Annotated in this window: 6 protein-coding genes; all 6 read right to left on the bottom strand. The window is 67.5% G+C overall.

The genetic code is table 11. From position 1 onward, the window contains the following. The coding region (locus EDC64_RS20925) for an MBG domain-containing protein (protein WP_132035066.1) at nucleotides 1-7,256 on the bottom strand (7,256 nt) is incomplete at its 3' end. A gap of 380 nt (nucleotides 7,257-7,636) precedes the next feature. Beyond that, nucleotides 7,637-8,350, bottom strand: coding sequence for an ABC transporter ATP-binding protein (locus tag EDC64_RS20920; RefSeq protein WP_132035062.1), 714 nt, complete (start codon nucleotides 8,348-8,350; stop codon nucleotides 7,637-7,639). Nucleotides 8,351-8,352: 2 nt separating this feature from the next. Next, nucleotides 8,353-9,114: an ABC transporter ATP-binding protein gene (locus EDC64_RS20915; RefSeq protein ID WP_132035059.1), complete on the bottom strand. Its 762-nt coding sequence runs from the start codon at nucleotides 9,112-9,114 to the stop codon at nucleotides 8,353-8,355. A gap of 9 nt (nucleotides 9,115-9,123) precedes the next feature. Then, complete coding sequence (locus EDC64_RS20910) at nucleotides 9,124-10,074, bottom strand: branched-chain amino acid ABC transporter permease (RefSeq protein WP_132035056.1); 951 nt, start codon at nucleotides 10,072-10,074, stop codon at nucleotides 9,124-9,126. Next, nucleotides 10,074-10,946: a branched-chain amino acid ABC transporter permease gene (locus tag EDC64_RS20905; RefSeq protein ID WP_132035053.1), complete on the bottom strand. Its 873-nt coding sequence runs from the start codon at nucleotides 10,944-10,946 to the stop codon at nucleotides 10,074-10,076. The genes EDC64_RS20910 and EDC64_RS20905 overlap by 1 nt, the downstream gene beginning before the upstream one ends. A 132-nt stretch (nucleotides 10,947-11,078) precedes the next feature. Next, a complete protein-coding gene (locus tag EDC64_RS20900) occupies nucleotides 11,079-12,215 on the bottom strand; it encodes an ABC transporter substrate-binding protein (RefSeq protein ID WP_132035050.1) in 1,137 nt (378 codons plus the stop codon). Nucleotides 12,216-12,237 lie beyond the last annotated feature (22 nt).

The raw sequence follows: 12,237 nt of genomic DNA, 5'->3' as shown, positions 1-12,237 counted from the left end.
ACCGTCACGCTCGTGATCGTGTCGCCATTCACCAGGTTCGGCGCGAGCGCCGTCCCGCTGGTCGGATTGTCGTCGCCATAGGCCCGGCTCTGGCCCACCGCCGTCACCGTGAGGGCACGCTGGGTGACGCTCAGCCCGGTCGCGGCGTCGGCATAGGTGATGGCATAATTGCTCGCGCTGCCGGCCCCGAACACCGCGTCGGAGGCGAGCAGATTGTAGCTGCCGACATTCGACGTCGCCGTCGCGGACGAGGTGACCGTCACGCTCGTGATCGTGTCGCCATTCACCAGGTCCGGCGCGAGCGCCGTCCCGCTCACCGGATTGTCGTCGCCATAGGCCCGGCTCTGGCCCACCGCCGTCACCGTGAGGGCGCGCTGGGTGACGCTCAGCCCGGTCGCGGCATCGGCATAGGTGATGGCATAATTGCTCGCGCTGCCCGCGCCGAACACCGCGTCGGAGGCGAGCAGATTGTAGCTGCCGACATTCGACGTGCCGGTCGCGGACGAGGTCACCGTCACGCTCGTGATCGTGTCGCCATTCACCAGGTTGGGCGCGAGCGCCGTCCCGCTGGTCGGATTGTCGTCGCCATAGGCCCGGCTCTGGCCAACCGCCGTCACCGTGAGGGCGCGCTGGGTGACGCTCAGCCCGGTCGCGGCGTCGGCATAAGTGATGGCATAATTGCTCGCGCTGCCGGCGCCGAACACCGCGGCGGAGGCGAGCAGATTGTAGCTGCCGACATTCGACGTCGCCGTCGCGGACGATGTCACCGTCACGCTGGAGATCGTGTCGCCATTCACCAGGTTCGGCGCGAGCGCCGTCCCGCTGGTGGGATTGTCGTCGCCATAGGCCCGGCTCTGGCCCACCGCCGTCACCGTCAAGGCGCGCGCCGTCACCGACATCGTGCCCTGGACATAGGTCAGCGCATAATTGCCCGCCGCATCCCCGGTCAGCGTGCCCCCGGCGGCGGTCGTGACATAAGACGACCCGACATTCGACGCCGAATTCGCGTCCGTCGTCACCGTGACGCCGGTCAAGAGGCTGTCGCTCTGGCTGTTCTTCCAGCCGGTGGCGACGTAGCCGATCGCGGTCGGCGCGTCGTCGCCATAGATCATCGTGTCGTTGTTTGCCGTCACCGTCAGCGCGGCCTGCGTCACGCTCAGCCCGGTCGCGGCGTCGGCATAGGTGATGAGGTAATTGGTCGCGAGCCCGGTGCCGAACACTGCGGCGGAGGCGAGCAGATTGTAGCTGCCGACATTGGATGCGGCTGTCGCCGTGGATGCCACCGTCACGCTGCTGATCGTGTCGCCATTGACCAGGTTCGGCGCGCTCGCCGTCCCGCTCACCGGATTGTCGTCGCCATAGGCCCGGCTCTGGCCAACCGCCGTCACCGTGAGAGCGCGCGGCGTCACCGCGGCCCGGCCGACGAAGCGGGTCGCGCCGCCAGTCGGGGTGATGCCGGTCAGGCCGGAGACTTCGGTATAGGATTGCCCCGCATTGGTGGTGGCGGACAAGGTGGTGACCGGGGTGCCGGTGACCGTGTTCCAGAAGCCCGTGCCGATATAGGAGACGGCGGCGGTTGCGGGGTCGTCGCCATAGACCATGGCCTGTTCGACCGCCACCACGCCCGACACGCCGTACAATTGCGGGAGATAGGTCGCCCCCGCGTCCGCCTGTGCCGGCGCCCAGATATCGGCGTCCCAGCCGGCATAATTGCTCCAGACCTGCATCTGCGCCGTGGTCAGGCCGGTGCCGGCGGGCGAGGCGGCGGCTTCGGACGTCTCGGTGTCCCAATAGGAGGTGGTGACGCTGGAGGACGCGGCGGTCAGCGTGCCGATCAGCCCGCCGGTCCCGGTGTTGCCGCCGGTGGTGACCAGGCCGGTGGCATAGGCCTGCGACACCGTGCCGGCCGTCATGGCGCCGATCAGGCCGCCGACATTGGTGGTGCCGGTCGCCGCGCCCGTGGCATAGGCAGTGCTGATGGTGCCCTCGCTATAGCCGACGAGGCCGCCCGCGCCCCCATTGACCACGGTCGCGTTCCCGATGGCGAAGGACTCGCTGATGGTCCCGAGATGCTGGCCGACGAGGCCGCCCGCATGATTGGTCGCCGTGACGTTTCCGGACGCGTAGCTTTGCGTCACCGTCCCGGAATTGTAGCCCACGAGGCCGCCGACATAAGCGCCCCCGGCGACCGTGCCGGTGGCCGCCGCATCGGAGATCGATCCCGCATTGTCTCCGACGAGCCCGCCGACACGGGCGAGCTGGCCGGTGACATTTGCGCTGACGATCGCCTGGGAGATGATGCCGCTGGCGAAATTGGTTCCGACGAGCCCGCCGACATTCTCGCCCGTGCCCGAGACCGTCCCCGAGACACGCACATTGGTGAGCGTGCCGACATTGCGCCCGACCAGCGCGCCGACGCTGCCGACGCCGCTGACGGAGACGTTCGCCAGGGTCAGGTCGGAGACGGTCGCGGTCGCAGACAACCAGCCGAACAGACCGGTATTGGAGGTCTCGCTGCTGGCGATGGTGAGCCCGGAGATCGTATAGCCGCCGCCCGCGAGACTTCCCGTGAAGACCGCCCCCAGGCGGCCCACGGGGACGAAGCCGGCCGAGCTCCAGAGGCTCGCACCGCCGCCAAAGGTGGCTGCGGCGTCGAAATCGGCACCGATCGTATAGGCGGCGGTGCGGTCGGTCTCCATCAATTGGAGCTGATAGACGTTGGTGATGGTGGTGTTCGTCGTCCGCAGCAAGGGCCGCATCTTGCCGTCGGCCATGTACCAGGTGGTCGTGAAGTTGAAATTGCCGTAGGTCGCCTGGGCATACCGGTTCGAGGCCGAGACCGAGATCACGTTGATGATATTGCTATTATCGCTCACCTCGCCGGCGGCATCCGACGATCCGGTCGAAGCCGAGTCCCAATAGGAATTCTGGATGGCGCCGTCATTATAGCCGACGAGACCCCCGGCCGTCCCCGTGCCGCCGGTGGTGGCGCCCGCCGCATAGACGCGCAGGAGGGAGCCAAGGCTCTCGCCGACCAGCCCGCCCGCTTTTCCGGACGTCGCCGCCACCGATCCCAGGGCGAAAGAATCCGTGATGATCCCATCGGTCGCTCCGACCAGGCCGCCCACGGTGTTCGCGCCCGAGACCGTGCCGCTGGCGTAGGACCGCGAGATCTCGCCGTCCTCTTCCAACCGGCCGACGAGGCCGCCGACATAATTGCCGCCGGAGGTGACGGCGCCGGTGGCGCTGGAATCCACGATCGAGGCCACGAATAAACTGTAGCCGATCAGCCCGCCTGCATAATTGCCGGTGCCGGTGAGCGTGACCGCGCCGGTGGCGCTGGTGCCGGAAATCGTCCGGCCGTCCGCCTCGAGCCAGCCGATCAGGCCGCCGACCGACGAGGTCCCGGTCACGGCGCCCGAGGCGTAGGAATTGCTGACGTTTTCGGTGTTGGTGCCGATAAGCCCGCCGACCGCCGCGGTGCCGGTCACGGCCCCGGCGGCATGCGAGCCCGAGACGGTGACACGGTTGTCGCCGATCAGGCCGCCGGTGTTTCCGTCCGACGTGACCGTTCCCATGGCGTAGGAATTCGAAACCGATCCGCCGGTCGCCCGGCCGACCAGACCGCCCGCAGCGTCCTGTATCGCGCTGACCGCCCCGGTCGCGTAGGAGACGTCGATGGCGCCCTCGCTTCCCCCCACAAGCCCGCCGACGACCCCATTTCCGGAGACGGATCCCGTGGCATAGGAGCTCGTAATGAAGTTCGCATTCGTACCGGCCAGGCCGCCGACATAGCCGCCTCCGCTCACGGCACCCGTGGCGTAGGACCCCGTAATGGTGGCGGAGCTGTACCCAACGAGGCCGCCGGTATTGTAATATCCCGGATCTGCGATGGCCCCGGTCACGGCCCCGGTGGCGAAGGAATCGGTAATGGTGCCGCCCGCATATCCGACGAGGCCGCCGGTCTTGTCCTGCTGGCTCGAGACGGTGCCGCTGGCGCTGGAATTCGAGATCGTGCCTTCGCTGCGCCCGACGAGGCCGCCGATCTCGTATTCGGCGCCCGTGACGTCGACCGAACTGTGGACATTCTCGACGATGCCGTAATTCTTGCCCACGAGCGCGCCCACATGCGACGTGCCGGTGACCGTGCCGCCGGTCAGGACAAGATTCTTGACGACCGTGGCCTCTTCGATGGCGCCGAACAGGCCGGCTTCGTCGACGGTGCGGGTGATGGTGAGGCCGGTGATGGCATGGTTCCTGCCGTCGAAGCTGCCCCAGAATTTGTCCGATTCGCTGGCGATCGGCTGAAAGCCGCTGGCGCCCCAGATGCCGGGGGATGTCGCGCTCGCGGCGGTGGCGCCGGCGTCGATGTCGGCGGTCAGGACATAGCTGTAATCGAGCCGCGTCTGCATCAATTGCACTTGGTGCAGATTGTTGACCAGCGAGACCGAGCCGGCTCCGCGCGCGGCCTCCCATCGTCCCATCGGCCGAAGGTCGCCCGACTGGTACCAAGTGTTGTCAAAATCCCAGTCGGAATAGGCGCCCTGCGTGCGCGCCTGCGCGCTCGTCAGCCCGAAATCGGAGGTCGAGCCCCCGGATGCGCCTTGCCCCGTGCTGTCCTTGTCCCAATAGGAGCTTTCGATATAGCCGTTACGGTCGCGACCGACCAGGCCGCCGGTCTGCGACACGCCGGTGACCGCCCCCGACGCGTAGGAATTGGTCAACGTGGACTCGTTCAGATAGCCGATGAGACCGCCCACGCTGCTGGTCCCGGTCACGCTTCCGATGGCATAGGAATAATGGACGCCACCGAAATTCTGCCCCAAGAGACCGCCGACATTGGTGCCGCCCTGAACCGCGCCGGAGGCATAGCTGTCCGTGATGGAAACGCCGTTGACACCCGCGAGGCCACCCACCGAGTCGCCCGTACCGGTCACGTCGCCTGTCGCATACGACTTGGAGATATTTCCGTTCGCGCTGCCGACCAATCCACCGACACTGCTGGCGCCCGAGACTGCCCCTGTGGCGTAGGAAAACGTGATGGTCGACTCATTCACCGAGCCGATGATCCCGCCCACCCTGGCGCCGGTGCCGGTGACGGTCCCGCTCGACGACAGGCCGGTGACCGTGCTGAAATAATTCAGGCCGATCAGGCCTCCCACATCGGTGGCGCCGGAGACGCTGGCACTCGACGCGATGTTGGACAGGGTGGCTTGGCCCAGCCCGGCGAGCGCGCCGACATATTGCCCGCCGGCGATGCTGCCGCCCGCAAAGTTCAGGTCCTGGATCGAAGCCGCGGCCAGTTCGGCGAACAGGCCGACATTGTTCGTCGAGGGCGCCGAGATGGTCAGGCCGGAAATGGTGTGGCCGAGGCCGGCGAACATGCCGGAGAAGGCGCCGGAGACGAGAGACCCCGCATAAGTGGTGCCGGACGCGTCGAGGTCGGCGACGAGCGCGTAGGCGCCCGACAGTCCCGTGGTGTCGATCGCGTCGATCTCGGCCATGGACCGCAGCAGCGTATACGTGACGAGCGACCCGATGCGCCCGATCTGCAGCTGCGCATTGGCCCCGGACAGGGTGATGGGTGCATTCGCCTGATACAGCGCGCCGCTCGCGCCGTGGGTTGCATACTGAAGCGTCAGCCCGGCATTCGCGCCGGTGGCCGTGATGGGCGCGTTCACATAAATGCTGCCCTCGGAAGAAAGCAGCAGCAAGGTGTCGGCGGACCATATGATCGGCGCGAGCACGGTGATGTCGCCGGCCTGGTCGCCGCCAGAGCCGGTGGTCACCGTCACGTTGGACGTCGCGAGCGCGTCGGTCAGCGTCGTCACGTTCAGGATGCTGTTATCCCCCGTGGGAAAGGGGGAGGTAGGATCAGAGGTGTCGACCTGGCTGTCGGGGGCGGTCGAGATGGTGATGTCGTAGGGGTCGAGCAGCAGGGTTCCGAAGCGCCCGTCGCTGGCGCGCAGGTCCGCCGTGCCGTCATAAGCGAGCACCGCCTTGCCGGAGACTTCCGCGTCGCCGCCCGCGGTGACCCCGGTCGCCGAGATGGCGCCGGAAAACCGCGTCAGCCGGTCGGACCAGACCACGACCTTGCCGCCCGCGCCCACGCTGCCGTCCGCCCTCAGAACGGCGCCGGCCTCGACCGTCGCCGTCTCGGCGGTCGTGACGCTTTCGGTCAGATATTTGGTCGTCGCATCCTTGCCGCCCTGGAAGTCGCCGCCCACCAAAAGGACGCCGCCTTCGGTGCCCGACACGTCGAGATCCGCCCCGGCCGCCAAGGCGATGTCGCGGCCGGTCACGACGATGGTGCCGCCCTTCTCCCAATCGCCCTTGGCATCGAGCCGGCTCGAAATCTTCACCGTACCGCCCGAGACCCGGATCTCGCCGCCTTTGGCCTTCCCGCCGGACGACGCGCCGCGGGCCACCATCTTCTGGTCGACCTTCGCGGTTCCGCCGGCGCCGGCGGTGAGGAAGATGCGGCCGCCTTTGTTGGCGATCCCGGTCGCCTTGGTCAGGCTCGCCGTATTGCCCGCCAGGGCATAGACGTTGCCGCCGCTGGCCTTCAGCTCGACCTCGGCGGCCTTGATCACGCCGGAGGTCTTCGCCTCGGTGTCGCTGCCGCCGACCTTGACCACGAACTTGCCGTCGGAGAGCGCGCCGTCCCGCATCAGGACTTCGTAGCCCGCGACCAGGGCCGCCGTTCCGGCGGGGGCCGTGACGGAGCCGGTATTCTCCACCTTCCGGGCGATCAGGGCGACGTCGCCGCCGAGCGAGCCGATCGCGCCGTAATTGATCACGCTGGCTTTGCTCGACCCGCGAAACGTCATCGCGCCGCCGGCCAGGAAATCGGCGTCGCTCACATCGTGGGTCGAGGCGACGAAGCTGCCGCCGGTCGTCACGCTTCCCGTGGGGCCCACCGTGATGCCGTTGGGATTGACGAGGTAGAGGCTGCCGGACGCGGAGAGCGCGCCGTCGATCTGCGAGCGGCTGAAGCCGGTCACGCGGTTCAGCGTGGCGCCGGCGCCGTTCTCGAACCGGACCGAATTGCCCGCGCCGATCGAAAAGCTGGTCCAGTTGACGATCGCATTGGCCGACGACTGGGTGACGGTGAGGCTGTTCGGCGCGGTCTGCGCAATGGCGGCCGCACCGGCCGCCACCACGCCGCCGGCCGGCAGAACGTTCTGCGCCCGCGCCATGCCGGCGAGGCTGGCCGCGAGAACGGCCGCGCCGAGCAGGAACGCCGCGCTGGACATGAGCCTGCGATTCCGCTGCGTCAGCAGCGAGCCACGCCCGATGTCGATGAAATGTCGGCCCTCGCCTCGGCCAGAGGTAGCGCCCGATTTATCCCCCACGCGCTTCCCCCACACGATCCGGCCGACACACCTGACTATGCTGCGCCTCGCCGATAGGGAGGGCCGCGCACAGCTCGGTGCCGATTCCGTTAGGTCAGGCAAAATTTGTAGGGGGGGTGCCTGGGCGCGACAAGCCGCAGACCGCGATGCGGCCGAAAATCGCCATGGCGACGAGCGGTAAAATCGGATTTATAAAGGGGGGCAGTTCGACGTACCGTGACACCTTTGTTTGCCGTGCCGCAAGCCGGGACCGGGGCACCTGCCGAGACGCCGGTCCCTCGTCATCCCCCGAGATAGGCCTTCAGCAGATCGGGGCTGTCCAGGAGGGCTTGCGAGGTGTTTTCGGCGACCACCCGGCCGGTCTCGAAGACATAGGCGCGGCTCGCCACGCTGAGGGCATTGTGCACGTTCTGCTCGACCAGGAGCACCGTGATGCCCTGCCCCTGCAATTCCCGGATCACCGCGAGCACCTCCTTCGCCATCCTCGGGCTGAGGCCGAGCGAGGGTTCGTCCAGCAGCAGCAGGCGGGGCGCCGACATCAGCGCCCGGCCGATCGCCAGCATCTGCTGCTCCCCGCCCGACAAGGTGCCGGCCGATTGGCGCCGCCGCTCCTTCAGGCGGGGAAAGCGCAGATAGATCCGCTCCATGCGCCGCTCGATCTCGATCCGCTGGGAGACCAGATAGGCACCGAGGCGGAGATTCTCCTCGACCGTCATTTCCGGCCAGACATGCCGCTCCTCGGGGCAATGGGCGAGCCCCGCCCGCAGCACCGCATCGGCGCTGCACCCGGCGATCGAGGCGCCGTCGAAGCGCACCTCGCCGGCGCTCGGCCGCATCAGGCCGGAAATGACGCGGAAGGTCGTGGTCTTGCCGGCGCCGTTGGCGCCGAGCAGCGCCACCACTTCGCCCGGCTCGACCCTGAGGTCGATGCCGTGCAACGCCTTGGCCTTGCCATAGGCGGCCTCGACCCCCTTCAGTTCCAGAACCGGGGCCATGCTCAGGTCTCCGCTTTGCCGAGATAGGCTTCCACGACGTGCGGGTCGGCGCGGATGTCGGCGGGCGTACCCTCGGCGAGCTTGCGGCCGAAATTCATCACCACCACGCGGTCGGACACGCTCATCACCAGGCTCATATTGTGTTCCACCAGGAGCAGGGCCTCGACCCGGGTGCCCACCAGCCCCTTCAGGAGCGTGCCGAGAAGCACGGCCTCCTCGGAATTGAGGCCGGCCGCCGGCTCGTCCAGCATCAGCAGGCGCGGCGCCGCGCCGAGCGCGACGCCGACTTCCAGCAGGCGCAGCTCGCCGCAGGAAAGCGCGCTCGCCTCGGTGTCGGCGCGCGCGCCGAGGCCGATCTCGCCGACGATCGCCATCGCCTCTTCGCGCAGCCGCGCCTCGCTGGCGCGCACGCCGGCGCCGGGGAAGAAGGTCTTCCACACCGACAGCGTCCCCTGCCGGTGCCGCGCGAAGAGCACGTTCTCGAACACCGTCAGCGGCTTCAGGACGTTCGTCTTCTGGAACGAGCGGATGATGCCGCGGCGGGCGATCTCGTGCGGCTCGCGCCCCGTGACGTCCGCCCCGTCCACCCGCACGCGGCCCTCATTCGGCTTGTAGAAGCCGGTGACGAGGTTGAAGCAGGTGGTCTTGCCCGCCCCGTTGGGGCCGATCAGGCTGACCACTTCGCCCTTGGCGACCGCGAAGCTGACCTGCGACACCGCCGCGACGCCGCCGAAGCTTTTCGAAATGCCGTCGATTTCCAGCATGCGCCCTCCTCAGGCCTTCGCCGCACCGGCGCGCTCGCGCCGGCGCGCCAGCGGACCGGCCAGGCCCTGGGGCATGAACAGCACCACCGCGATCACGATGAGGCCGAACAACGAGAGCCGCAGCTCCTTGAAATCGCGGAGATATTCCTCCAGCAGCACGACGATGACCGGGCCGATCACCGGCCCCACCAGGGTCCCCTTCCCGCCCAGCAGCACCATGATGATCATCGAGATCATGAAGGAGAAGCCGAACACTTCCGGCCCCACGAACGAGACGTAATGGGCATAGAAGGCGCCGGCCATGCCCGCCATGGCGGCCGCGATCACGAAGGTGAGCAGGCCGATATAAAACGGCCAGATGCCGACCGATTGCGCGACGAACCGGTTTTCGCGCACCGACACGGCGGCCCGGCCGAGATTGGAATTCACGTAGCGATAGGCGGCATAGACGCAGAGCGCCGCGAGGCCGAGGCCGAGATAATAGAAGCCGACCTTCTGGTCGAGCATGGACAGGCCCGCGAGGAAGGCCGGCTTGGGGATGCCGGCAATGCCCATCGGACCGTTGGTGAGGCCGACCCAATTGTTGGCGACGATGCGCAGCACCTCGGCGAAGCACAGCGTGATGATGACGAAGAACGGCCCCCGCAGGCGCAGCGTGACCGCGCCCATGACGAAGCCGAACGCCGCGGAAAAAAGGCAGGCGAGGACCAGGTTCGCCGCGAACGGCAGGCCGAACGTGCTGGCGCCGAGCGCGGCGGTATAGGCGCCGATGCCGAGAAAGGCGGTATGGCCGAGCGGAAACTCGCCGACATAGCCGACCATCAGGTTGAAGCTGGTGGCGAGCATGATGGAGAACACCACCAGCACGCCGATATGCATCAGATACTCGTCCCGCAGCACCAGCGGCGCGAGCAGCGCCACGGCGAAGGCGGCGAGCAGAAGGTTGCGCTGAAGGACCATTAGGCGCGCTCCACCTGCTTCGAGAAGAGACCGTAGGGCCGGACCAGCAGCATCACGATCACCAGAGCGAAGCCGACCGCGTCGACATAGCCGGAGGGGCCGTAGCCGCCCCAGATCGCCTCGACGAGGCCGAGCACGAGGCCGCCGACGATGGCGCCGGCAAAGCTGCCCATGCCGCCGAGGATCACCACCACGAAGGCCTTGAGGCTGACGATGCCGCCGATCGTGGCCTGCGCGACATAGATCGAGCCGAGCAGCATGCCGGCGGTCCCGGCGAGGGCCGAGCCGAGCGCGAAGGTCAGCCCGTAGACGTGCCGGGTCCGGATGCCGACGAGGCGCGCGGCGGTGGCGTCTTGGAAGGTGGCCCGCATGGCGCGGCCCAGCGTCGTGCGCTGCACCAGCAGATGCACGGCGAGGATCAGAACCGCGCACAGCGCCACGGTGAACAGCCGCGCCTGCGTCACCACGACGGGACCGATGAAGATCGGGCGGTTGAGAAAGGGCGAGACCACTTTCAGGGGCGCGGTGCCGACCACCAGAAGCGCGGTGTTCACGATGAAGATCGACAGGCCGATGGTCAGGAGAATGCCGGTCTCGGGCCCCTGGTCCCGCACCCGTTCGATCAGGAAGCGGTCGATCAGGAGCCCGAACACGCCCATGCCGAGAATGACGATGGGCAGCGCCAGGAAGAAATGCAGCCCCACGGCATTGGTGAGGGCCCAGCCGGCCAGCCCGCCGATGACGTAGAATTCGCCATGGGCGAAATTGACCACGCGCATCAGGCCGAACACCAGGGTCAGGCCGAGCGCGGAGAGCGCGTAGAACGTGCCGTTGACCAGGCCGTTCGCGAGAAGCTGGAGGAAAAGGTCCATCCGGAAAGGCCTTCCTGGCCGCGACGAAATCCCCTCCGCCTACGATGGGCCGAAACGGAGGGCTGCGTGTGAACCGGCGCCGGGGCCATGGCCGGGTGGACCCCGGCCATGATGCTCCGCGTCAGGAGCGTGTCACTCGACCGAGGTGCTCGCGACCTCGACCGGCACACCCTTCTGGAGCTGGACCAGCACCACCGAGAAGCCGTAGGCCTGCCCCTTGGCATCGAAGCGGAAGCGGCCATTGGGCCCGACATAGTCGGTCTTGGTCAGCGCCTCGCGGATCTTCTCGGGATCGGTCGAACCGGCGCGCGCGATCGCATCCATCACGATGTTCAGCGAATTGAAGCCGGCGGCGCTGTATTTGCCCGGCGCCTCCTTGTAGCGCGCCCTATAGGCGTCGACGAAGGCCTGGTTTGCCGGCGACTTCATGGTGTAGGCATAGGGCACGGCGGCGTAGATTCCCTCGGACGCCTCGCCCGTGAGCTTGATGAAATCGGCGGTGGCCCAGGATCCGACGCCGAACACCTTCAGCTGCATACCGAACTCGGCCTTCTGCTTGACGAAGATCGATCCGTCCTGCGTCTCGGCCGCGACGAACACGCCGTCCGCACCCGATGCCCGGAGCTTGGTCAGGAGGGTGTAGAAATCCGACGTGCCGTGCTCGAAGAATTCCTTCATGACGGTGGTCGCGCCGAGCCCCTTCATCTGCCGCTCGAACTCGTCGACGCCGCCCCGGCCCCAATCGTCGTTGACGCCGATATAGGCCACCTTCTTCAGCTTCATCTGGTCATAGAGGATCTTGGCGAAGGATTTGGCGAGCAGCGCGTCGGTCTCGGTCGCGCGGAAGAACCATGTGTTGCCCTTCTCGGTGAGCGCGGCGCTGGAGGAGACGCCGGTGACCAGAGGGAGCTTGTTGTTCTCGGCCACCGGCATCACCGCCAGGGTCGAGGAGGAGCAGAAGGCGCCGACCAGTGCCACCACCTTGTCGCGCTGGATGAGCTTTTCGGCAGCATTGACCGAATTGGCCGGCTTGCACTGGCCGTCCTCGACGATCAGTTCGACCTTCTTGCCGAGCACGCCGCCGGCCGCATTGCGCGCGTCGACCGCCTGCTTGGCGCCGTTGACGTCGGTCACCCCGTTATAGGCGACCGAGCCGGTCAGCGGCTGTATGAGGCCGATCTTCACGGTCTCCTGCCCGAACGCGGGGGCGAGGCTCAAAGCGGCGAGCACGGCCGCAAGGGGAAGCGAAGTCTTCAGGGAGGCTGGCATCGTTTCATTCCTCTGGTCGGTG

This window comes from Aquabacter spiritensis, assembly GCF_004346185.1.
Taxonomy (GTDB): Bacteria; Pseudomonadota; Alphaproteobacteria; order Rhizobiales; family Xanthobacteraceae; genus Aquabacter; species Aquabacter spiritensis.
The sequence above is the reverse complement of the archived record's forward strand: the minus strand, read 5'-3'. Positions and strand labels throughout refer to the sequence as shown.

Coding starts and splice junctions, on each gene's coding strand:
- EDC64_RS20900 (WP_132035050.1), bottom strand. CDS start 12,215: ATGCCAGCCTCCCTGAAGACTTCGCTTCCCCTTGCGGCCGTGCTCGCC.
- EDC64_RS20920 (WP_132035062.1), bottom strand. CDS start 8,350: ATGGCCCCGGTTCTGGAACTGAAGGGGGTCGAGGCCGCCTATGGCAAG.
- EDC64_RS20910 (WP_132035056.1), bottom strand. CDS start 10,074: ATGGTCCTTCAGCGCAACCTTCTGCTCGCCGCCTTCGCCGTGGCGCTG.
- EDC64_RS20905 (WP_132035053.1), bottom strand. CDS start 10,946: ATGGACCTTTTCCTCCAGCTTCTCGCGAACGGCCTGGTCAACGGCACG.
- EDC64_RS20915 (WP_132035059.1), bottom strand. CDS start 9,114: ATGCTGGAAATCGACGGCATTTCGAAAAGCTTCGGCGGCGTCGCGGCG.